This window comes from Vibrio sp. 10N.222.52.B12, from assembly GCF_002875385.1.
Taxonomy (GTDB): Bacteria; Pseudomonadota; Gammaproteobacteria; order Enterobacterales; family Vibrionaceae; genus Vibrio; species Vibrio jasicida.
The window spans coordinates 20,118-43,787 of record NZ_MDAW01000126.1 but is presented as its reverse complement, the minus strand read 5'-3'; the positions used below and the strand labels follow the sequence as shown (position 1 = coordinate 43,787).

At 46.2% G+C, this 23,670-nt stretch carries 22 protein-coding genes; 7 read left to right on the top strand and 15 right to left on the bottom strand.

Features of this window, described 5'->3' with window-relative positions; genetic code table 11:
- Positions 1-191: 191 nt before the first annotated feature.
- From BCT11_RS16740 to aspA, 8 genes are all read right to left on the bottom strand, one after another.
- Positions 192-677, bottom strand: a complete 486-nt coding sequence (locus tag BCT11_RS16740; protein WP_102388781.1) for a hypothetical protein — start codon at positions 675-677, stop codon at positions 192-194.
- A 260-nt stretch (positions 678-937) separates the two neighbouring features.
- The gene (locus BCT11_RS16735; RefSeq protein WP_102388780.1) at positions 938-2,665 is read right to left on the bottom strand and encodes a sodium:solute symporter family protein; all 1,728 of its coding nucleotides are present in this window, start codon (positions 2,663-2,665) and stop codon (positions 938-940) included.
- 12 nt (positions 2,666-2,677) lie between these two features.
- A complete protein-coding gene (locus BCT11_RS16730; RefSeq protein ID WP_005448273.1) occupies positions 2,678-2,941 on the bottom strand; it encodes a DUF4212 domain-containing protein in 264 nt (87 codons plus the stop codon).
- 200 nt (positions 2,942-3,141) lie between these two features.
- Positions 3,142-3,768, bottom strand: a complete 627-nt coding sequence (locus tag BCT11_RS16725) for a MarC family protein (protein WP_005448274.1) — start codon at positions 3,766-3,768, stop codon at positions 3,142-3,144.
- Between the two features lie 290 nt (positions 3,769-4,058).
- Positions 4,059-4,694: a response regulator transcription factor gene (locus tag BCT11_RS16720; protein ID WP_038870959.1), complete on the bottom strand. Its 636-nt coding sequence runs from the start codon at positions 4,692-4,694 to the stop codon at positions 4,059-4,061.
- 195 nt (positions 4,695-4,889) lie between these two features.
- Positions 4,890-6,725 (bottom strand): protein-disulfide reductase DsbD, encoded by a 1,836-nt coding sequence (locus BCT11_RS16715; RefSeq protein WP_102388779.1) that lies wholly within the window; start codon positions 6,723-6,725, stop codon positions 4,890-4,892.
- A gap of 162 nt (positions 6,726-6,887) precedes the next feature.
- Positions 6,888-8,195 carry an anaerobic C4-dicarboxylate transporter gene (locus BCT11_RS16710; protein ID WP_038870965.1) on the bottom strand — a complete coding sequence of 436 codons (1,308 nt, stop codon included), beginning with the start codon at positions 8,193-8,195 and terminating at the stop codon, positions 6,888-6,890.
- Positions 8,196-8,371: 176 nt separating this feature from the next.
- Positions 8,372-9,823, bottom strand: coding sequence for an aspartate ammonia-lyase (gene aspA, locus BCT11_RS16705; protein ID WP_038870968.1), 1,452 nt, complete (start codon positions 9,821-9,823; stop codon positions 8,372-8,374).
- A 424-nt stretch (positions 9,824-10,247) separates the two neighbouring features.
- On the opposite strand from aspA, the gene BCT11_RS16700 reads away from it, so the two are divergent.
- A complete protein-coding gene (locus BCT11_RS16700) occupies positions 10,248-10,766 on the top strand; it encodes an FxsA family protein (protein ID WP_038870971.1) in 519 nt (172 codons plus the stop codon).
- Positions 10,767-10,836: 70 nt separating this feature from the next.
- Here BCT11_RS16700 and trmL read toward each other — a convergent pair whose 3' ends face one another.
- The 4 genes from trmL to BCT11_RS16680 form a co-directional block, all read right to left on the bottom strand.
- The gene (gene trmL / locus BCT11_RS16695; protein WP_012126507.1) at positions 10,837-11,316 is read right to left on the bottom strand and encodes a tRNA (uridine(34)/cytosine(34)/5-carboxymethylaminomethyluridine(34)-2'-O)-methyltransferase TrmL; all 480 of its coding nucleotides are present in this window, start codon (positions 11,314-11,316) and stop codon (positions 10,837-10,839) included.
- Positions 11,317-11,448: 132 nt separating this feature from the next.
- Positions 11,449-12,057: a superoxide dismutase gene (locus BCT11_RS16690; RefSeq protein ID WP_102388778.1), complete on the bottom strand. Its 609-nt coding sequence runs from the start codon at positions 12,055-12,057 to the stop codon at positions 11,449-11,451.
- A 72-nt stretch (positions 12,058-12,129) separates the two neighbouring features.
- Entirely contained in the window at positions 12,130-13,536 is a 1,407-nt protein-coding gene (gene cpxA, locus BCT11_RS16685; protein WP_102388777.1) for an envelope stress sensor histidine kinase CpxA, read from the bottom strand.
- Complete coding sequence (locus tag BCT11_RS16680; protein ID WP_038870981.1) at positions 13,536-14,225, bottom strand: response regulator; 690 nt, start codon at positions 14,223-14,225, stop codon at positions 13,536-13,538. Before BCT11_RS16680 ends, cpxA begins: the two co-directional genes overlap by 1 nt.
- A 191-nt stretch (positions 14,226-14,416) precedes the next feature.
- Here BCT11_RS16680 and BCT11_RS16675 point away from each other — a divergent pair, with 191 nt between their 5' ends.
- The 3 genes from BCT11_RS16675 to pfkA all read left to right on the top strand — a co-directional run bounded on the left by BCT11_RS16675 (position 14,417) and on the right by pfkA (position 17,206).
- Entirely contained in the window at positions 14,417-14,926 is a 510-nt protein-coding gene (locus tag BCT11_RS16675) for a CpxP family protein (protein ID WP_038870983.1), read from the top strand.
- Between the two features lie 123 nt (positions 14,927-15,049).
- Positions 15,050-15,958, top strand: coding sequence for a CDF family cation-efflux transporter FieF (gene fieF, locus BCT11_RS16670; RefSeq protein ID WP_038881483.1), 909 nt, complete (start codon positions 15,050-15,052; stop codon positions 15,956-15,958).
- A gap of 285 nt (positions 15,959-16,243) precedes the next feature.
- Positions 16,244-17,206: a 6-phosphofructokinase gene (pfkA, locus tag BCT11_RS16665; RefSeq protein WP_038870987.1), complete on the top strand. Its 963-nt coding sequence runs from the start codon at positions 16,244-16,246 to the stop codon at positions 17,204-17,206.
- Positions 17,207-17,269: 63 nt separating this feature from the next.
- Here pfkA and BCT11_RS16660 read toward each other — a convergent pair whose 3' ends face one another.
- A complete protein-coding gene (locus BCT11_RS16660; RefSeq protein ID WP_102388776.1) occupies positions 17,270-18,652 on the bottom strand; it encodes an MATE family efflux transporter in 1,383 nt (460 codons plus the stop codon).
- Between the two features lie 228 nt (positions 18,653-18,880).
- Here BCT11_RS16660 and BCT11_RS16655 point away from each other — a divergent pair, with 228 nt between their 5' ends.
- From BCT11_RS16655 to BCT11_RS16645, 3 genes are all read left to right on the top strand, one after another.
- Entirely contained in the window at positions 18,881-19,171 is a 291-nt protein-coding gene (locus BCT11_RS16655) for a co-chaperone GroES (protein WP_005381516.1), read from the top strand.
- Positions 19,172-19,245: 74 nt separating this feature from the next.
- Complete coding sequence (groL, locus tag BCT11_RS16650; RefSeq protein WP_038870992.1) at positions 19,246-20,892, top strand: chaperonin GroEL; 1,647 nt, start codon at positions 19,246-19,248, stop codon at positions 20,890-20,892.
- A gap of 475 nt (positions 20,893-21,367) precedes the next feature.
- Entirely contained in the window at positions 21,368-21,931 is a 564-nt protein-coding gene (locus BCT11_RS16645) for a hypothetical protein (RefSeq protein WP_038870994.1), read from the top strand.
- Positions 21,932-22,044: 113 nt separating this feature from the next.
- On the opposite strand, the gene BCT11_RS16640 is transcribed toward BCT11_RS16645, so the two are convergent.
- Positions 22,045-22,542, bottom strand: a complete 498-nt coding sequence (locus tag BCT11_RS16640) for an MgtC/SapB family protein (RefSeq protein WP_038870997.1) — start codon at positions 22,540-22,542, stop codon at positions 22,045-22,047.
- Between the two features lie 94 nt (positions 22,543-22,636).
- Positions 22,637-23,659, bottom strand: a complete 1,023-nt coding sequence (gene epmB / locus BCT11_RS16635) for an EF-P beta-lysylation protein EpmB (RefSeq protein WP_102388775.1) — start codon at positions 23,657-23,659, stop codon at positions 22,637-22,639.
- Positions 23,660-23,670: the final 11 nt, after the last annotated feature.

Here is a 23,670-nt window from a genome sequence, read left to right as displayed (position 1 = left end):
GATAATTATTATCAATTAATTGTCGATTAGCAACCACAGCTTTTTTGAGGAAATAACACAACAAAAAAAGCCGATACTCGGACTCAGTATCGGCTGAAGTGGGTGAGCTCAATCCCTACAATTAAGCTCGGTATTCTTTCGCGAGATAAGGTTGGCTCAAATGCGTCTTCAAGCCTTATGGAGCAGGTAAGTTATTTGTCCGTAAACAGGGTTTCGTATTTCACAAATGCCGTTTGCGTTTCACCGTAGTAGAACGTGCCTTCAGATTGAATCGCAACACGCAACCAACTCTCTGCCGATGCAGGCTTAGGCAAAGTGATGGTCCAGTTTTGCCCGACTTGATCCGTAGGCGTCATATCGATTGGCTGTGCGTTTTGCTCTTGGCTATCCACCACTGAAAGCTTCACCCCTTCCAGTGGATAAGCAGCATGTAAAGACAACTCTAAGCTATCTGGCGTCAGCTTTTCTGAGCGAAACTTCACTTTAAAGTCGCCATTCTCCATATCACACAAGCCACTGGTGTAACGGCAATTCGACTTGCTGGCCAGCTTGTAGCTTTCCCCTTCTTTAGCGGCATGAGGTTTCTCACTCAGAGCCATGTCTGTACCGAAATAAGCGATTAAAGACAAAATTGGGGCGATCAACAGAGCGATAATAAAGTGCTTGTTTTTGAACATAAAATACTAATCCCATCAATTATCTGTTCATTTTTACTGGCTAAAATCGCTAATAACTTCGTTAAAGATTTTGAAGTTAGAGCAACTAGCTTGCTGCAATCTTTGCCTTGTTCTAAGCGATTTTTTCCGCGTAACCCCTGAACATATAATCAATGGCATTGGTATGCTTCCTTGCTACGGTTCAGGGAATATCTAATTATTAGAATAAGTTAAGTGAATAAAAAAGCCCCAAGCGGGGCTTTTGTGGTTTGCGTTATATTTTAGTGGTTTACCGCACCGCCAGCGCCTGCAGGTACACGTACGTGCTCGACTAGGTCTTTTACTTCTTGTGGTGTTTCTGCTGTCACTCTTGATACAGCGAACGCCACAATAAAGTTAAATACCGCACCAATTGCACCAAATGCGTTTGGCTCAATACCTAGGAACCAGTTCTGCCCCCAACTTTGTAGGTACGTCCAGTCAGCAACAAATAGGATGCCTTTATGCTGGAATACGTAGAATAGCGTGATACTGATACCTGCAATCATACCCGCGATTGCGCCTTCTTTGTTGATGCTCTTACTGAAGATACCCATCATCAACGCAGGGAAGATGGAGGATGCCGCCAGACCGAAGGCGAGGGCTACCGTTCCTGCTGCAAACCCTGGCGGATTCAAGCCCAAGTAGCCGGCGACTGCGATGGCGACCGCCATAGAGATTCGACTCGCAAGCAGCTCTTTCTTCTCGGATATATTTGGATTGATCACGCCTTTGATTAAGTCATGTGATATCGCGGACGAGATAGCCAATAGTAGACCCGCTGCCGTCGATAGTGCAGCTGCGAGACCACCTGCTGCAACCAACGCGATGACCCAATTTGGTAGTTTAGCAATCTCTGGGTTTGCTAATACCATGATGTCACGGTCAACTTTTAGCTCGTTAGTCGCTGGGCTTGATGTGTACTCAATCAGGCCATCGCCATTCTTATCATCAAAGCCTAGCAGGCCTGTTTTCTCCCAGTTCTTGAACCAGTCAGGGCGCTCGTCATAAGCAAGATGCTGACCAGGAGCTGGGTTAACCGTATCCATTAGGTTTAGACGTGCCATTGCAGATACTGCCGGCGCTGTTGTGTAAAGGATCGCAATGAAAAGTAATGCCCAACCTGCTGATGTACGTGCATCACGTACTTTAGGCACGGTAAAGAAGCGAATAATGACGTGTGGTAGACCCGCAGTACCGATCATCAGTGACATGGTGTAAACGAACATGTTTAACGTATCGCCACGAACTTGAGTAGTGTATTCACTAAAGCCGAGTTCGGTCACCACCTGGTCGAGCCGATCGAGCAGATAGACATCAGTGCCTTGGATGGTACTACCCAGACCGATCTGTGGTAGTGGGTGACCTGTTAGTTGCAGAGAGATAAAGATTGCAGGAATAGTGTAAGCCAAAATGAGTACGCAATACTGAGCAATCTGCGTGTAGGTAATGCCCTTCATACCGCCCATTACGGCGTACATGAATACGATACACATACCAATCAATAGACCGGTTGAGTAATCCACCTCAAGGAAGCGACCGAACGCCACGCCTACACCTTTCATCTGACCGATAACGTAAGTCACCGATGCGATGATAAGACATACAACCGCTACGATACGCGCTGCGTTAGAGTAGAAACGCTCACCTACGAATTCTGGCACGGTAAACTTACCGAACTTACGTAGGTATGGTGCAAGCAGAAGTGCAAGCAGTACGTAACCGCCAGTCCAGCCCATTAGGAATACCGAACCGCCGTAACCCATGAAGGCTATCAAGCCTGCCATTGAGATGAACGATGCTGCTGACATCCAGTCTGCTGCGGTTGCCATGCCATTAGCGATAGGGTTTACACCGCCGCCTGCTACATAGAATTCTTTGGTTGAGCCCGCACGTGCCCAAATCGCAATACCGATGTAGAGGACGAATGTCGCGCCAACTACAAGATAGGTAATAGTTTTCAAATCCATCTGAGTTACTCCTTACTCATCCACGCCGAATTCACGGTCGATTTGGCGCATCTTCCACGCGTAGTAGAAAATAATACCGAGGAAGGCATAGATGGAGCCTTGCTGAGCAAACCAGAAGCCCAGTTTGTATCCACCTAATTGAAATTGATTAAGTACGTCGACAAATAAGATGCCGCAGCCGAAAGACACTACGAACCAGATGACCATCAGGGTAATCATGAGCTTCACGTTCTTGTCCCAGTAGGCTTTGGCTCTTTCTTCGCTTTCAAATGCCATTGCCGTCTCCTTACGATTGGTATTGTTGTTAAAAAAATGTTTCAACATGTACATTAGCAAGGCACTGGCAAGAACTCTTTTCAACTTTAGTCGGGACGCTAAAAAGCAAAAACGCCCGTTTTTAGGGCGTTTGAGAGGAGGTGGGAATAAAAGTGTGATGTTAATTTGATGTTAAATTAGCCAAAGGTCTAAGAGTTTTATCAATTAACATAGAAATCTTTTATACCAAGCAGCAAATTATTCAGTGCAACAGCGGCAAGGATAAGCCCCATTACGCGGCTGATGATGGCTGCACCTACGTTACCAATCACTTTTTGAATCGTGTTTGCACCCAGTAACAAGAAGAGGGTAACCAGAAGTACCGCAATCATGACGCCTGCGGTCATTGCTTGGTCGACGAAAGAGTAGCGATTGTTATCGGTAAGCATCACGATGGCCATCATTGCCCCCGGCGACGCAATCGAAGGGATCGCAAGAGGGTAAACGGCTAAGTCAGCGAGATCCGAGTGGCTGACTTCTTCGCCCAGTTTTTGCTCTTGTTCTGGCTTGCTTTCACCAAAGATCATCGACAATGCAAACAGTAATAGCACTAAACCACCAGCGGCTTGGAAGGCGGGTAATGGGATTTGCATTGCTTCCAGTAACAACTGACCGGCAATAAGAAAGAACAGCAACACACCCATTGAAATGGCAATGGCTTTTAATGCGACGAGACGACGCTGTTTTGCCGTAAGGTGCTGAGTCTGTGATAGATAAACGGGTACTGAACCAATCGGGTCGATGACGGCCCAGAGTACGACGAATTGAGTGACGAGAATACTTAACAAAGTATGACCTCCCAGAGTTAGCGGTTTAACAGAGGGATGAAGAGGCTGTGTGTGACAGTCTATGCCGATCGTAGCCAGTAATTGCTTATTCTAGCTTGTGAAAACGCTCGATAACGGCGTTAAAAATTTCGATTGTAGGAGAACTACTTATCAAAAATTTTCGCCTTGTTCTCAAGCCTTTTTCCTACGCTATTTATAAGCTCTGACTCACTGTGATTGGCATTATCATTTTAACGTCTATTGTTCTTTTTGCGTCATATAAATGTGAATTGGTTATATTTATTAACACATTACTGCTCTGATTCCATTTGTTGCAGCAAAATAACGGCTTGAGTGCGATTCTTGACGCCTAATTTTCGGAATATGGCGGTCATGTGTGCTTTGATGGTGGCTTCTGAGACATTGAGCTCGTAAGCGATTTGCTTGTTGAGTAAGCCATCCGATAGCATGCCGAGCACCTTGTATTGTTGAGGTGTCAACGCAGCAATCTTTTCTGCTAAGTCATTACATGCTGCGTTATTGGTGATCAAGCCTTCAGGGAAGAATGGGTCGCCGTTCAGCACTTGGTTAAGGGCACTGACAAGTTCACGCATGTCGCTTGATTTAGGAATAAAGCCAAATGCGCCGTGGCTTTTTACTTGGCTAACCACTGCGGGTTCTTCGCTGGCAGAAACCACGACGATTGGTAGGTCTGGGTATTCTGCACGTAAGTGAATCAGACCGGACATGCCGTTTGCACCTGGCATTTTGAGATCCAGCAGCACTAGGTCGGGCTCTTCTTCTTTTTTAAGGAGTGTCAGGAGTGCATCTAAAGAGTCAGCTTCGAGGAGGTTAGCACCACTCACCGCCATATGTACCGATTGGAACAAGGCGTTGCGGAACAATGGGTGATCATCAGCGATGATAATGGTGTAGGTCGAATCCATGACGTTAAACACTTTTGACTATTTCGTTAATGGAATTATTGTCCACCTTTAACAGGGGGGACAATGTTTATGCGCTAAAAGTCTGAACCAAATCGACTTTTATTAGAAAAATTGCATATAAACGCAAGTTTCGAGATTTTATTGAGACAATAAAAAACGCCAGCGAGGTATCACTGGCGTTTGAATGATTCACAATCAAAATTGGTTGATGTGTGCCAAGAAAGGCTCGGCCTGCATAAAACCGGTCAAACGAGCGTTTGAAACATGTTTACCATTCGCATCCCAAAATTCAATCGTCGGTAAACCTAATACATTCATATGCTTAAGAAGTTCGATGTCTTGTACTTGGTTCTTGGTTACATCGGCCTGTAGCAGTACAAAATCTTGCAGTTTTACTTCGACACTTGGGTCATGGAAGGTGTACTTTTCAAACTCTTTACATGCGACACACCAATCAGCATAGAAGTCGAGCATCACGGGTTTACCGGCTTGCTTAGCCAATGCCAATTGTTGTTCGAGCTCTGTTACATTGGAGACGCGCGTAAAGCTTACTGTCACTTGTTGAGTTTGCGTTGTTGTGTGGCCACCAAACCAGTAATTAAGTGCTGGTTGAGCTGACGCAAACAAACCAAGCACAGCGATAATGCCTACTGCACTTTGTTTCCAACCACCAAACTCAAGGCTGTTCTTGATGTGGTATAGCCAACCAAATGCAGCGATACCTAGTGCTGACCACAGTGCCGTTGCCCATATTTCTGGCATGATGCGCTCAAGTAGGAAGATAGGCGCTGCCAGCAGAATGAAGCCGAATAGGGTCTTAACGCGATCCATCCAACCCCCTGCTTTTGGCAGAAGTTTGTTGCCGAATACAGCAACAAGAATGAGTGGAATTCCCATACCCGTCGCCAGTGCGTAAAGTGCGATACCACCAGTCAGCAAGTCACCGCTTTGTGCAACGTAAAGTAGCGCACCAGACAGTGGCGCCGTGGTACATGGTGAGCACACTAGACCTGAAATCGCGCCCATGGCGAATACGCCTGCGCTGCTGCCGCCTTGTTGTTTGTTGCTTAGGTTGTTTAACCACGTTTGTACGCCACTTGGCAGTTGCAGGTTATAAACGCCAAACATAGACAGTGCGAGTGTCACGAACAGCACACTCAAACCAATCAACACATAAGGGTGTTGCATCGCTGCTTGGAACTGCATGCCCGCAGATGCCACCACAAGGCCAAGTAGGGTGTAAGTCAGCGCCATGCCTTGCACGTAGACAAACGACAAGCCTAGCGCACGGCGTTGGCTTAGTTTGCCACTGCCAAGCACGATGCTGGTCAGAATTGGGTACATCGGCAGTACACATGGTGTAAACGCCAAACCCACACCAAGCGCTAAGAACAGAAGTGGTGTCCACCAGTTATCAGCAAGGTTGGCGGCAAGGCTATCTTGCTGTGTTACTGGAGCCGATGGTGTGTCGGTAGAAGTAGATGATTGCACCGCTGGTGGCGTTGCTGTTGGTACTTGTTCTGCTTTTGGTGCAGTCGTCGCCGCTGTTGAATCTGAGTTCGATGAAGTAAACGCGCTGATAGGAATTACGCGAGTTTCTGGCGGGTAACAGAAGCCAGCTTTGGCACAGCCTTGGTATTGCACCACCACGCGTGCACCGTCTTGCCAGTCATGCATTGGCACGTTAACAAACAGTGGCTGGGTGTAGATATGCACGTCACCAAAGAATTCATCTTTATGCGGCGTGCCGTCTTCCATTTGCAGTTCGCCTAGCGACACATTTTCGCCCGCAACGGATAAGCGCTCTTGATACAGGTAGTAACCATCACGTACCTGCCAGTCCAGCATGAGCTTACCGTCCTGCTGGTAATAGTTGAATTGGAAAGCCTGATCGACAGGCACAAACGTATCGTTGCTGTTGCCAAAAGTGTTGCTTTGGCTGTTCCCTAACTGATCATTGCCAAACAGAGCAAAAGAAGGCGCAGAAAAGGTAATAAGCCCTAAGAGTAAGACGGAGAGTAATGCACGCATAAAAGGTTCAATTCATCTTAGATAATTGCCGTTAGTGTAACTCAATCAGACCTGCTGGCTAGCCAATAAGTTTCATGGAAGTGAAGATTTGTTAACCGTTGTCCAATACAACAGGCAATAAAAAAGGGAGCCGAAGCTCCCCCGAGTAAGACTCTGTTTCTGCTAGATCAGTAGCCCACCGAACGCGAATCCAAGTGCAACTGCTGAAGCGATAGTTGCTACGCCTGGTACGAAGAATGGGTGGTTGAATACGTACTTACCGATACGAGTTGAACCCGTGTCGTCCATCTCAACCGCAGCCAGTAGCGTTGGGTAAGTTGGTAGTACGAATAGCGCACTTACTGCTGCGAAAGACGCAACTGCGGTAAGTGGTGCCACACCGATTGCTAGTGCTGCTGGCATCAGCGCAACGGTCGTTGCACCTTGAGAGTAAAGCAGCATTGAAGCGAAGAATAGAACAAGTGCTAGCATCCATGGGTAGTCTGCTAGTAGCGCACCAGCCACTTCTTTGATGCCGTCAACGTGCGCGTTAACGAACGTAGAACCTAGCCATGCCACACCAAGTACACACACACACGCTGTCATACCAGAGCGGAATGTTGCAGCAGCTGGGATTTTGCCTGCATCGATTTTACAGCTCAATACGATTGCTGCGGCTGCCGCTAGCATGACTGCCATGATCGCTTCGTTACGACCAAGTGCTGGGTTTTCGATAAGACCAATTGAACCAGAGATCGCTGCTGCGTAGCAGACTACGAATGCGATAGCGCCTAGGAAGATGAATGTTGCTTTCTTCGCTGTTGGCAAGATTTCGCGTTTCGATTCTGTGTTTAGCTTGATAAGGCCTTTTGCTAGACGGTCTTGGTATTCAGGATCATCTTTAAGCTCGCTGCCCATGAAGTTCGCAACAAATGCACCGATCATACAAGCGATGAAGGTGGTTGGGATACAAACCGCTAGTAGCGTTAGGTAATCAACGCCAAATGGATGCAACATTGCAGCAAATGCCACAACTGCCGCTGAGATAGGCGATGCTGTGATAGCGATTTGCGAGGCAACTACCGCGATAGACAGTGGACGAGAAGGACGAACACCTTGGCCTTTCGCTACTTCTGCAATAACTGGCAAAGTAGAGAATGCTGTGTGACCTGTACCTGCTAGTAGTGTCATCAAAAATGTCACGATAGGTGCGTAAAAGGTGATGCGTTCGGGATGTTTACGCAAAAAGTCTTCCGCAACCTGAACCATCCAATCTAAACCACCCGCTACCTGCATTGCAGCGATAGCAGTAATAACAGACATGATGATCAGGATTACATCGACAGGGATGAAAGACTGGCTTGTCGGGACGCCTAGGATTAAAGACAATGCAATTACCCCAGCACCACCGGCAAAGCCAATGCCGATACCACCGATTCTTGCCCCCAAATAAATGAAGAGCAGAACCACGAAGAGTTCGACCATTACCATATTGATACCTCTTTTAGTTTTTAATGATTCTGATTTTTTGAACACTCAGGAACAGGTGTAAATGCTCAGAAAATCAGAACCCGAGCGGCTTACGGCAATAAAAAGCGCATAAAAATTGTGGTTAACCGTATCAGAGCCTAAAAAAGGGCCCCGTTTGGGACCCCTTTCACCAGCGATTACTCGTAGCGTTTCGCTTTATAAGTCGGATGCATGAAGTTTTCAACCGATAAGATGTCATCTAGCTCTTCTGCGGTTAATAAACCACGTTCTAGAACCACATCACGTACGCTCTTACCTGTTTCAGCACAGATCTTACCAACAATGTCGCCCTCGTGGTGACCGATGTATGGGTTTAGATAAGTCACGATACCGATAGAGTTGTAAACGTAGTTTTCACAAACTTCTTTGTTCACCGTGATGCCATCGATACATTTGTCACGTAGGTTCACACATGCGTTGTGTAGTAGAGAAATAGACTCAAACACGCTTTGTGCGATTACTGGCTCCATTACGTTTAGCTGTAACTGACCGCCTTCTGCTGCGAAAGATACCGTGTTGTCGTTACCTAGAACCTTGAAGCAAACTTGGTTTACGACTTCTGGGATAACTGGGTTTACTTTAGCTGGCATGATAGAAGAGCCCGCTTGCATTTCTGGTAGGTTCAACTCGTTTAGACCAGAGCGAGGGCCAGAAGAAAGTAGGCGAAGGTCGTTACAGATCTTCGACAGTTTCACTGCTAGACGTTTGAGCGCGCCGTGCGTCATTACGTAAGCACCACAGTCAGATGTTGCTTCGATTAGATCTTCTGCTGCAACCACTTCTACACCCGTAACTTCTGCTAGGTGTTTTACGGCTAGTGCTTGGTAGCCTGTTGGTGCGTTTAGACCAGTACCGATAGCTGTTGCACCTAGGTTGATTTCTAGTAGTAGCTTAGACGTGTAGTCTAGGGCGCGAATCTCTTCGTTTAGTGTCACTGCCCATGCGTGGAACTCTTGACCCACAGTCATAGGAACCGCGTCTTGAAGCTGAGTACGACCCATCTTCAAGATGTCTTTGAATTCTTGTGCTTTAAGTTCGAATGCACCTTTTAGGTATTCGATCGCTTCCATCAACTGATGAACACTGTTGTAAACCGCGATTCGGAAACCGGTAGGGTACGCACAGTTTGTTGATTGGCTCTTGTTTACGTGATCGTTCGGGTTGATGAACTCATATTGGCCTTTTTCTTTGCCCATCAGTTCAAGCGCAACGTTCGCAATAACTTCGTTAGTGTTCATGTTCACTGACGTGCCTGCACCGCCTTGGAACACGTCTGAAGGGAACTGATCCATGCACTTACCTGTTTCAAGGATCAAATCACACGCTTCTAGAATGTAGTTAGCAACGTCTTTTGGAATTGCACCTAGCTCTTTGTTTGCTAGTGCAGCGGCTTTTTTCGTCATTACCATACCGCGTACAAACTCAGGTACGTCAGAAATGGTAGTGCTTGAAATATTAAAGTTTTCGATAGCGCGAAGGGTGTGGATGCCGTAGTAAGCATCAGCAGGAACATGACGTTGACCTAATAGATCTTCTTCAATACGAGTGGCTTGGTTTGCTGTCTTTGGAGCATCAGATAGTGTAGCCATAACAGGATCCTTAGATAATAATTCTGATATTTAAGTTATTTATTAGCCATTTCTGCAATCTAGAATCCGTTCATCAGAGTTTTTGGCTGGAAAAACCGTCCTGACTTATGTGGCACATCATACTGCACCTAGCGCATAAAAATAGTAAGTGGATCACCTTTTTCGCTTTTAATGCGTCAATAATTTGCAAAGTATGAACGGGATATTAATAACCCTTTATGGGTAGGTGTTTTTCCTCGACAAACATGGATTTTAAGAGTGCGAAAATAGCACTTTTCAACGATCAAATTTTATATATGCACCTTTATTCAAAGGGCGTTTTTTGTACAACGCATTATCCCTATGATGAACACGCTTTTTTACAACGATTCGTTTGAGCTTAGTAGGCTTTTGCCATTACACTGAAATCAACAAAGGAGGGCATGTGTTTCCTATCTTATTATTGGCGTTTATTTTCGTCCCGATCATCGAAATCGGCCTATTTATTCAGGTGGGAGGCTTTTTAGGTCTTTGGCCTACGATTGCTTTAGTTCTGATCACCGCATTTGTTGGCGCGTCTTTGGTACGCAGCCAAGGCATCCAGACGTTGATGTCAGTGCAAGGTCGCTTAGAGCAAGGTGAGCTTCCGGCTCAACAGATTTTTGAAGGTGTGATGCTGGCAGTTGCAGGCGTATTGCTGTTAACACCAGGTTTCATGACCGACGCATTGGGTATGTTGGTGTTGCTTCCCGCGCCACGCGCTGCGATTGCGAAATACTTAATGAGCAAGATGGTGGTGAAGACCATGAATGGTGGCGGCTTCCAAGGTGGCTTCTCAAATCAAGGTCCCTATGAACAAGACCCGTTTCGTCGTGACCCATTTGATTCTCAATCGGACAACGGCAATACCTTCGAAGGTGAGTACGAGCGTAAAGACGACAATGATCGTAACAAGCTCAACTGATTTAATCGGTAAGTAAGAAAAGCAAAAGGGCGCATTCAGCGCCCTTTTTAGTATCCGTGATTTGGTGCGCTTACATTGCGCCTTCAAAACCCATTTGACGCCATGCTTCAAACGCGATGATCGCAACGGCATTAGAAAGGTTCAGGCTACGGGCATCTGGCATCATCGGGATGCGGATGCGCTGCTCCATTGGCAAGCTATCAATCACATCTGCTGGTAGTCCGCGAGTTTCTGGACCAAACATCAATACATCGCCTTCTTGATACTTCGCATCCACATGATGACCTGTGGTTTTGGTCGTACACGCAAATAGGCGGTAGTTGCCTTGTTTCTCTTTCTCTAAGTATTCCAAGAATGCTTGATAATCTTTATGACGCGTTACACGAGCCAAGTCGTGGTAATCCAAACCTGCACGGCGGACTTTTTTCTCTTCTAGATCGAAACCCAGTGGCTCAATCAGGTGGAGATTCGCACCACAGTTAGCACACAGGCGAATGATGTTGCCGGTGTTCGGCGCGATTTCTGGTTCGTATAGAGCGATATCAAACATGGTATTGAATTAGGTTGGTCAAAAACAGACGGGCAGTATATACCCAAGTCACCTTGAGAAGCGAGATTCAACACAATGACTTGGGGGCATAAGGGCGTGTAGGTAAACCTTGTCGCCCAGATGTTGAAAGGTTTAACTGAGTGCGCGAGTGTAGTTCTCTTCCACTGCGCGCCAGTTGACCACATTCCACCATGCGTCGATGTATTCGGGACGACGGTTTTGGTAGCTGATGTAGTATGCGTGTTCCCACACATCCAATGCTAGGACTGGTTCACCTTGTACCGCGGCAACGTCCATTAGAGGGTTGTCTTGGTTGCTGGTGGAGGTAATGTGAATCTCACCATCTTTTACAACGAGCCAAGCAAAGCCTGAGCCGAAGGTATTGATAGCCGCTTGAGCAAACTCGTCTTTGAATTTTTCGAAGTCACCAAACTTATCGTTGATGGCTTGAGCGAGTGCACCTTGAGGCTCACCGCCACCATCCGGTGACATACAATTCCAATAAATGATGTGATTGTAGTATCCGCCACCGTTGTTTCGAATAGCTGGGCTGTGTTGAGAGATGCAAGCGAAGATGTCATCGAGGCTTTGGGTCTCGAGAGCGCTGCCTTTTGCGGCAGCCATAAATTTATCGTAATACGTTTTATGGTGTTTGCTGTAATGAACTTCCATGGTTTTCGCATCGATGTATGGTTCTAGTGCATCGTAGCGGTACGGAAGCTCTGGAAAAATATGCGACATTGTAAATCCTCCTTTATGAAGGATTTACTTTAATGTTAATAAAAATCATTATCAACTTTGATCTTTGTAAGGTTATTTGCCTACTTTGAGTAATGGAAGAGTAATCGTGACTCGTAACCCACCCAATGGGCTGCGACTTGCGATAATCGAACCGCTGTGTTGGCGGATGGCACTTTCGGTAATGGTTAAACCAAGACCGGTACCGCCAGAATGACGATCACGGGCTGTCGAGACTCGGTAAAATGGGCGGAAGATGGCTTCTAATTCTTCTTCAGGCACACCTTCACCATTGTCATCTACAATGATGCTCAAGGTGTCTGCGCTGTCTTGAATGTCGATCTTCACTTCATCTTTGCCATAGTAAATCGCATTACGAATGATGTTTTCTACCGCACTCATCAGTAGTTTTGGATTGCCAGAAATGCTGCGTTCAGGAAGGTTAGAGTAGTTCAGTACTTTGCCCATTTGTTCGGCTTCAAACTGCGCATCCTTAATAATCTCTTCCCACAAACTTACTATTGGCTGAGTCTCGCGCGTCATGTGACTGTTCACTTGCATGCGTGAAAGTTCGAGTAGTTCGGCGATCATCTGCTCTAAACGTTGCGCTTCGGTGTCGATTCGGGTCAGCTCTGGACTTTCCCCTTGCTTACGAGTCGCCAGCGCACTTGCCATACGCAAGCGAGTCAAAGGCGAACGTAACTCATGTGAAATGTCTGAGAGTAAACGCTGCTGGCCAGAAATCATCTGATTCACAGCCTCGACCATTTGGTTGAAGCTGGTTCCGGCTTGACGAAACTCGGTGGTGCCTTTCTCTAGGTTCGGATCGATGACAAACTCACCTTTCGCGACGCGTTGCGCTGCACTTTCCAAGCGTCGAGCGGGTTGGCTCAAAGCCCACGCTAACCAAAGCAATAACGGGGTACTCACGAGCATAACTGCAAGCAGCAATTGCAATGGGTGATCGAACAGGCGCAACATTATTGGTGGCGGCTCATTCCATTTAAAGCCGACGTACATCAACAGATCCGAATTGGCTATTTTGATTGGCACGGGGCCTGCGATCATGTAGCGACCGTAAAGTTTTTGCTTCGGTTGGGACTGATCTTCAATGCTAGTGACAAAGTTTTGTAGCGCACGTAGCTTGAAATCTCTGTGACCTGAAGAAGTTGTCAGTACGTTGCCTTCGTGATCGGAAAAGAAGATACGTGGACGCGGATCATGTTTACTGCGTCGCTGACCTTCGATGCTGAACAAAATCTTGCCGAGGTTATCTTGTTTGCGATACTTCTTCTCGATACCGTCACGTATTTCAATCATACGCTGATAGTGGTCTTGCGGGATGTCGCGTGCTTTCCGTGGGTCAAGGTGTGGTAATGACAGCACTGCCATCAGAACCAAAAACATGGTGAACCAAAAGATGGCAAAGATGCGTCCATACAAGCTGTTTATCTTCGGCAGTTTGAAGCGTGGTGCTCGCATTAATCCTCCTCAATCAGCATGTAGCCGCGCCCGCGTAGCGTCTTAATACGAGGCTTACCGTTACTTTGGTCTGGCAATTTTTTACGTAGGTTGGATACGTGCATATCGATCGCACGATCAAACGCGGCTAAGCGCTTGCCAAGTACATCTAAGCTCAAGGCTTCTTTAGTTAGCACTTGCCCAGGGTTTTGCACAAAGTGTGTCAGAAGAGCAAACTCTGTCGTCGTTAAATCTAACAATGTCTGTTCGCAGTATGCTTCTTGTTTGCCAGGGAAGAGTTTGATTTCTTGGTACTCAATGCAGTCACTGTTTTTCGCGCTCTTCTGGGTGCTGCTGGTACGGCGCAAAATCGCCCGGATCCGAGCGAGTAATTCGCGGTCGCTAAACGGTTTTGGCAGGTAATCATCTGCGCCCAGTTCTAGGCCGATAACGCGGTCTATCTCTTCGCCTTTCGCCGTTAGCATAAGCACTGGCGTCTCCCAGTTTTCGCGCAGGCGTTTTAGGGTTTCCATTCCATTGAGTTTTGGCATCATGACATCGAGCAAAATAAGGTCAATTTCATCAGTGACAGCCGCGAGGCCTGCTTCTCCATCGTTGGCTTCACTGACGTTAAAACCTTCAAAGCTCAGTACCTCTTTAAGCAGACTGGTTAGCTCGGTATCATCATCAATCAAAAGAATGTTCGCCATTTGAGTACCTATTTATGATTCGTGGTTGCTTTAATATTACATGGGAATGATAGGTAACGAAGAGTGTAAAAATCACTCTTTACGATTCTTTACGGTCTCTATACGTCGCTTTACCTAGTAGGTCGTATTCTACACTCAAGCGCTGTGAGAACAGCTCAGAAGAATCACTAACCTGTGTAAGGAATCAAATTATGAAAACTGCAAAGAAACTAGTACTGGCTGCTGTTGTTCTACCACTAACTCTAGGTACAGCGAGCGCATTCGCATTTGGTGGTAAAGATCATAAAGGCCATCGCGGTGAATGCGGCAAAGGTATGGACCGTGGCATCATGCGTCAACTAGACCTGACTGATGCACAGAAAGACCAGCTAAAAGAAATGCGTGAAGCGAACAAAGCGGCGATGAAAGCAAAATTCGCAGATGGTCACGAAGCACACATGGCAGAGCGTCAAGCGCACCACGATAAAGTTCAAGCACTTCTATTGGCTGATAACTTCGATGAAGCCGCAGCAAACGACCTAGCAAAAGAGATGGTTGAGAAGCAAACTGAGCGTCGCGTTAAGATGCTAGAGAAGAAACACCAAATGCTGAGCGTGCTGACTCCTGAGCAAAAAACAAAATATGTTGAGCTACAAAAAGAGCGTCACCAAGAGTGTGGCGAAAAAATGCAAAAACGCATGCACAAGCACCACAACAGCTAATCGCTGAAAGATAAAGTAAAAGAGGTAGCCTGAGTGCTGCCTCTTTTTGATCTTGGCGATTTCATACTCATTCAATAATTCTCAAGGTATACTCAAAGTACGGTTTGAGTTAACTCTTTGATTATGAAACACGAATATGCACGTTTAGTCACGACCGCTGCTTGGACGGCGACCATTGTTGCGACGATTCTTTTAATAGTAAAAGTCATTACTTGGTGGGTGACGGGCTCTGTCAGTCTGCTTGCTTCCTTGATTGACTCGATGCTGGATATCGCCGCATCGGTCGTGAACCTTATTGTTGTACGCTATTCACTACAACCCGCGGATAGAGAACATACTTTTGGCCATGGTAAAGCGGAGTCGCTAGCAGCACTGGCGCAGGCAATGTTTATTTCTGGTTCTGCTGTCTTCTTGATTCTTAATGGTATTGAGCGATTTTTCCGTCCACATGAGCTGAATTCACCTGAGCTAGGGGTTTATGTCTCTCTATTCGCTATGGTCGTTACTTTTGGACTCGTGATGTTCCAAAAGCATGTGGTACGTAAAACGGGTAGCCAAGCGATTGCTGCTGACTCACTGCATTATCAAACCGATTTATACATGAATGGCGCCATCATGGTGGCCTTAGGATTGAGCTATTTTGGGGTAACGCAAGCCGATGCTGTGTTTGCGGTGGGGATTGGTATCTTCATTTTGTACAGCGCATTCAAGATGGTCAGCGAAGCGATTCAGACATTGCTCGATAGAAAGCTACCAGATGAAGAACTGGAGCAGATCCGTGAAGCCTGCATCAATGTTGAAGGTGTGTTAGGAGTCCATCAGCTAAGAACTCGCATGTCTGGGCCGACGCGCTTTATTCAGTTGCATTTAGAGTTGGATGATCATCTACCTTTAATAAAAGCCCATCATATTGCCGATAAAGTTGAAGATAATTTGTTGGCGCTTTTCCCGGAAGCGGACGTCTTGATCCATCAGGATCCGTTGTCGGTCGTCTTTGGACCAGAGAAAGAACAAAAGGCGCAAGATTGGTAGCGGTCGAAAAATCAGACCAAGCGTAACGACAAATAGGCGCTTATTGGCTATCTTTCCATCACTACTTACTAAGAATCGTGATCCTGATGTGAATCAACGAAGTTGCAAAGAGAAACTGTAATACTCTTACATAAGTAGAAAAGTTACATAAAAAAGTGTGTTTTCATTGGTATTCCTGTAGAGGAAATGTAACATAACGCACAGTTCTGGATTATGCAGGTTGCTTGGTAACAAGGGGCCTAGAAGAAAATTAAATAAATTGATTGCCAAAGATCGAGGGTGAGCATGATTAAGAAGATCGGTGTTTTAACAAGTGGCGGTGACGCACCTGGTATGAACGCAGCAGTACGCGGCGTAGTTCGTACAGCACTATCTGAGGGATTGGAAGTTTACGGTGTTTACGATGGCTACCTAGGTCTTTACGAAGGCCGCATCGAGAAGCTAGATCGTTCTAGCGTTTCAGATGTGATCAACAAGGGTGGTACATTCCTAGGCTCTGCACGTTTCCCTGAATTCAAAGAAGTGGAAGTTCGTGAACAAGCGATTGAGAACCTGAAAAAGCACGGTATCGATGCACTTGTTGTTATCGGTGGTGACGGCTCTTACATGGGTGCTAAGAAACTGACTGAAATGGGCTACCCATGTATCGGTCTACCAGGCACAATCGATAACGATATCGCAGGTACGGATTACACAATCGGTTACCTAACTGCACTAAACACAGTTATCGATGCAATTGACCGTCTTCGTGACACGTCTTCTTCTCACCAACGTATTTCTATCGTAGAAATCATGGGTCGTCACTGTGGTGACCTTACTCTGATGTCTGCAATTGCTGGTGGTTGTGAATACATCATCACGCCAGAAACTGGCTTGGATAAAGACAAGCTAATCAGCAACATCCAAGATGGTATCTCAAAAGGTAAGAAGCATGCGATCATCGCACTTACTGAGCTGATGATGGATGCAAACGAACTAGCGAAAGAGATCGAAGCAGCGACAGGTCGTGAGACTCGTGCGACGGTTCTTGGTCACATCCAACGTGGTGGCCGCCCAACAGCGTTCGACCGTGTTTTAGCATCTCGCATGGGTAACTACGCGGTTCATCTACTAATGGAAGGCCATGGCGGTCGTTGTGTTGGTATCGTGAAGGAGCAGCTAGTTCACCACGACATCATCGATGCAATCGAGAACATGAAGCGTCCAGTACGTAACGACCTATACCAAGTTGCTGAAGAGCTATTCTAAGCAACTGGTTAAAGTCAGAATAAAAAAAACCGCGGTTATCCGCGGTTTTTTATTATCTAACGTTTACGCTGATGGTTGGTGTTCTGCCAATGTTATTCTTCGCTCATGCAGTGCAAACCAATACCCTAATAGTCCGCCCATTGTATTCCCCAGCGCAATACCAATAAACAAACCTTCAATGCCATAAACGTGGCTACCAATCCAAGCTGCAGGCAAGGTAAATACGAATAAACGCATGAAGCTCCATTGGAAGGCGCGCATTGGTTTGTGCATTGCGTTGTAGCCACTGACTAGCATCATCACAATCCCTTGGAAGCCATAACTAAATGGCACTACCAATAGGTAATGCCAAAGCAGATCTTTTACGGCGGCTTCCTGAGAGAACAAGGCTGCAAGAGGAATACTGAGTGGCACCATCATCAAGAAGATAAACCCTTGGAAGAGAACTGCGAACCGCATGCTGAGGAACCAACCGGAAAAGGCTCGAGCAGGATTATTTGCCCCAAAGTTTTGTGCCATAAATGGGGTGAGGGCGGAAGTGAGAGACATTAAAACCAACAACAGAATCGATTCAATTCGCTGAGCTGCGCCATAAGCTGCTACTGCAGCTGTCCCATGACTTGAAAGCAACATCATCAGGATTGCGCCCGATAATGGGTTCATTGCATTGGAGAGCGCTGCAGGAGTGCCGATTTTTAACGTTTGTTGCCAGTCTTGTTTGATGAATTGCCATTGCGGCGGGGCAAGTAGCTTCTCACGTTTGACGAGTAGGTAAAGCGAACCGCATAACGCGCCAAACCAACTGAAGGCACTAGCAATCGCCGCGCCTTGGATGCCCAATTCAGGGAAGGGCCCGTAACCAAAGATAAGCAATGGATCGAGAATACCGTTGATAAGCCCTGCCAGCATCATGATTTTAGCTGGAGTTTTGGTATCGCCGGTTGCGCGAATCGCACTATTGCCCGCCATTGGAATTACCAACAGAGGAATAGTGAGATACCAAACCTGCATATACTGTGCGATCAGCGGAATAGAATCTTCTTTCGCGCCCAAGAAGCTGAACAGCGGCTCGATAGTAAAAAAGCCTAGTGTTGAGGCGATCATCACCAGCACAACTGCCAGCAATAACCCGTGGCTGGTAAAGCGAGCAGCTTGAGGAGCATGGCCTTGACCTAACAGTCTACCAATATTGGTAGAAAGCCCCATGCCGATGCCCATGGTGATGCAGTTCACTGCAAAGGTGACGGGAAAGGTGTAACTGATTGCTGCTAGGGCTTCTGTACCCAGCAACGAGATAAAAAAAGTATCGACCAAGTTAAACATCAAAATGGCAATCATGCCCATCGTCATCGGGATGGTCATTTTGCGTAAGGTGTCAGGAATGGGCGCGGTCAACAAACCATGCTTATCTTCGGCCTGATTGTCCGGCTTGTTTTTTTCCAACATTTTTGATGTCTATCTGGTGAGGGAAACGCAAGGATACAAGAAAGCGAGATAGTGGGCGAGTGAGCATTTCGCACGCAAACCGTTGCCTAGCTGCTGGTTATTTTAACTAAGTCACAAAAAATTCACGTCTACCCCTTGGGATCGTTAGGTTTGCCCCTTATATAGTGATCACGTGCCCTACGCGGGCAATTATCAAATAAACATGAAAACTTTCAGGAGAGACGACCGATGAACATTCGTCCATTACATGACCGAGTTATCGTAGAACGTAAAGAAGTTGAATCAAAGTCAGCGGGTGGCATCGTTCTAACTGGTTCTGCTGCGGAAAAATCGACACGTGGTGTTGTTCTAGCTGTAGGTAAAGGCCGCATTCTAGAAAACGGCACAGTGTTACCGTTGGACGTTAAAGTTGGTGATACCGTTATCTTCGCTGAAGGTTACGGCACAAAGACTGAAAAAATCGACGGCAAAGAAGTGCTAGTAATGTCTGAAAACGACATCATGGCAATCGTTGAGTAATAGCAATCATTGAGTAATTTTTTGCTCTGATTCAAAAACGAAATCGAAAACAGAATTTAGAAAGGAAATCAAAGATGGCTGCTAAAGACGTTAAATTTGGTAATGACGCACGAGTTAAAATGCTAGAAGGCGTAAACGTTCTAGCGGACGCAGTAAAAGTAACACTGGGTCCTAAAGGTCGTAACGTTGTTCTAGACAAATCTTTTGGTGCACCAACGATCACTAAAGATGGTGTATCAGTAGCGCGTGAAATTGAACTGGAAGATAAATTCCAGAACATGGGCGCACAAATGGTTAAAGAAGTTGCGTCTAAAGCAAACGACGCAGCGGGTGACGGTACTACAACAGCAACGGTTCTTGCTCAAGCTATCATTACCGAAGGGTTAAAAGCGGTTGCTGCTGGTATGAACCCAATGGACCTTAAGCGTGGTATCGATAAAGCAGTTATCGCAGCGGTTGAGCAACTAAAAGAACTATCTGTTGAATGTAACGACACCAAAGCTATCGCACAGGTAGGTACTATCTCTGCAAACTCCGATGCAACAGTGGGTAACATCATTGCTGAAGCGATGGAAAAAGTAGGCCGTGATGGCGTGATTACCGTTGAAGAAGGTCAGGCTCTACAAGATGAGCTAGACGTAGTAGAAGGCATGCAGTTCGACCGCGGTTACCTATCTCCTTACTTCATCAACAACCAAGAAGCAGGCTCTGTTGATCTAGAAAGCCCATTCATCCTTCTAGTTGATAAGAAAATCTCGAACATTCGTGAGCTTCTTCCAACGCTAGAAGCCGTTGCTAAAGCGTCTCGTCCACTGCTTATCATCGCTGAAGATGTAGAAGGCGAAGCACTAGCAACGCTAGTAGTAAACAACATGCGTGGTATCGTGAAAGTCGCTGCTGTTAAAGCTCCTGGTTTCGGCGACCGTCGTAAAGCAATGCTGCAAGACATCGCTATCCTAACTGGCGGTATCGTGATTTCTGAAGAGATTGGTCTAGAGCTTGAAAAAGTAACGCTAGAAGATCTAGGTCAAGCTAAACGTGTAACTATCACTAAAGAAAACTCAACCATCATCGATGGTGCGGGTGAAGAAGCGATGATCCAAGGTCGCGTTGCTCAAATTCGTCAACAAATCGAAGACGCAACATCAGACTACGACAAAGAAAAGCTTCAAGAACGTGTTGCTAAGCTAGCAGGCGGCGTTGCAGTCATCAAAGTTGGTGCAGCAACTGAAGTTGAAATGAAAGAGAAGAAAGACCGTGTAGAAGATGCACTTCACGCAACTCGCGCAGCGGTTGAAGAAGGTGTCGTTGCTGGTGGTGGTGTTGCACTTATCCGCGCTGCATCTAAAGTTGCTGGTCTTGAAGGCGACAATGAAGAGCAAAACGTAGGTATCCGTGTTGCACTACGTGCAATGGAAGCGCCTATCCGTCAAATCACTAAGAACGCGGGTGATGAAGAATCTGTGGTTGCTAACAATGTTCGTGCTGGCGAAGGTAACTACGGTTACAACGCAGCAACGGGTGAATACGGCGACATGATTGCAATGGGTATCCTAGACCCAACTAAGGTTACTCGTTCTGCACTACAATTCGCTGCATCAGTTGCTGGCCTAATGATCACGACTGAAGCGATGGTGACTGACCTACCACAAAAAGAAAGCGCAGGCATGCCTGACATGGGTGGTATGGGCGGTATGGGTGGTATGGGCGGCATGATGTAAGCCAGCCTATCTCTTTGCTCTAAGGCTTGATAACAGCGTCGAGCATGCTCATTTACTAGCGTAAACTGCGCGTGCTCTCCTTGTTCTAAAACCTTATAGCGGTGAGCTAGACTACCGATAAAGTTCGATAAGCCGAGGTGAATGCCTCGGTTTTTTTGTGCCGGTAACTTCGGTATTGAGCCTTTCTTGCGTCAGTTTGTAGGTCTATTCTTACTTTTTCTTTTTAATCTGATAGTTAGCCAGTACTTATTACGCTTAATTTTTATCAGATTAACTGGTTTAAAAATGCGCAACTGTGCGGGTATTGTGCGTAATTCGTCAGGGAAAATGCAGATAAATAACTATGATGAATCAATTGCTTTATTTGTCAGACAGTTAAATATGACTTCCAGCTAACATTTATTGATTCAAAATGGCGCAAAATTTGTACATTACACTATGTTGTAAAACAACTATTCCCTCCATGGAGATGAAAATGAAAAAGCTTATGACGTCTTTGGCTGTTGCAGCCGTAATCGCTTCACCTGTTGCTCTTGCTGATAGCTCGCCAGTTATGTTCTCTACCATCGACAACACTAACGCGCCTTCTAACTCTTCTGTTGGTGGTGTTCGCCTTGCGGTATTACATGGCCAAGTAAACGAAGTAAAAGGTGTCGACTTTTCGGTTCTGGGTATGTCTGAAACAGACCGCACAACAGGTGTGAACTTCGGTTTGTTCTTTGGTGCTTCTAAAGTTAATCAAGAAATGACGGGGGCATCACTCGGTCTTCTTAACTGGAACGAAGGCCAAACTAATGGTGTTAACTTAGGTGCAGTGAACATCACGAACAATGTAAAAGGTCTAAACTGGAGTGCAGTGAACTACTCAGAAGGTTACACAATGGCAGACATCGGTTTGGCGAGCATCTCTAAAAAATCTAACTTCCAGTTAGGTTTCTTCAATATGACTGACCAAATCGACGGTGTTCAAATTGGTCTACTAAACTGTGCGGATAACGGCTTCTTCAAGTGTTTTCCTATCGTGAACTTCGCTAAATAAGTTAAGTTGTCGCCACGAACACACGGATAAAAAAGACCCCGAGGAATATCGGGGTCTTTTTTTGTCTGTGGATCTCATTCTGAAATGTGTTTAGGCATTTAGGACGAACAAGGCTACTTCATGATCCTGGTTGAGGTTTTTCGCTGCTGCATCCTTTGATGCACACCGCGGCGTAGAGCTTTAACGCGATTTTCTGCTCTATCCACGCCAAGCAAGACCGTCAATGCCAAAACAGTAATTACGACGGATTGCGTCAGATAGCCAAGGCCTATCATCAAGCCGAGACCTGCCAATACCCAAATCACTGCAGCGGATGTCACCCCATGGATCTTGCCGTCTTGTGTCATCATCACCCCTGCACCTAAAAAGCCCACACCAGTGATTATCTGGCCAAGTACACGCGCTTGGTCGAGCGTATTAGGTGAAAGCGAGACGGCCATCGACATAAATAAGTAAGTGCCAGAGATAACTAAAATAGCGGTACGAATACCAACAGGTTTACCCCGCGTTTGGCGCTCTATACCGATCATTAAGCCGTTGATGGCGCAACAGGCTAATGCAGGCCAACTGAATGGGCCAAGATCGAAAATGTGTTCAAAAGTTGCTTGCATCTTAACCTCCAAATTTGCGGAGTATGCATAGATAAGACCGCCTGAGCGAACAAAAGCTTTTACTCGTAACGACAATCTTTATACGGAAAGCAACTTACTCTAGATGCAGATCCAGTGGCGTTTTACTTGGTCGGCCGCCAATTTCACGAGTCAATTTAGGCACTAGGTAGCCCGAGACGCGAGTAATCAAGCCACGCATGATTTCTTTTGCTTCTTCATCAGAGACGAAGAAATGTGCCGCGCCTTGGACTTTATCTAACACGTGTAGGTAATAAGGTAATATTCCTGAGTCAAACAGGGCTTCATTGAGAGTAACTTGTGCTTCTATGCTGTCATTGACGCCTTTTAATAGCACGCCTTGGTTAAGCAAAGTAACGCCGGATTGCTTCAGTTTTGCCATTTGAGCAGTAAATTCAGCATTGATCTCGTTGGCGTGGTTGATATGCGTTACCAAGATGATTTGCAAGCGAGATGCTCGCAGTAACTGACACAACTCATCAGTAATACGTGCAGGGATTACCACAGGTAAACGGCTGTGAATACGCAGGCGCTTGATGTGAGGGATTTGTGCGATGTGTTCTAGTAGCCAGTGGATCTCATCGTCTTTTGCCATCAGAGGATCACCACCTGAGAAGATAACTTCATTCAGTTCTGGCTGCTTCGCCATGTATTCTAAGCACTGAGTCCAAGCTTGTTTACCGCTCTTGTTCTCTTGATAAGGAAAATGACGGCGGAAGCAATAACGGCAGTTCACGGCACAGCCACCTTTTACAATCATCAATGCGCGATTGCGGTATTTGTGTAACAGCCCAGGCACTTCGTTGTCTTGCTCTTCCAGAGGATCATTGGAGTAACCTTCGTGAACCTCGAACTCCTCGTTCAAAGGTAATACTTGGCGTAAAAGTGGATCGTAAGGATTGCCTTTTTCCATCCTATCGACAAAACTTTGCGGTACACGCTGTGCAAACAGCTTGCGCGCAGCAAACCCGTCTTGCCACGGCGAAGGATCAATTTCCAAACTTTCCAGCAACTTTGCAGGATCAGAGATCCCATTCGCTAACTGTTTGAGCCAGTTTTGCTCAACAGATTCGACTTTTCGGGTTATTATGTGCGGCATTGAATTTAGCT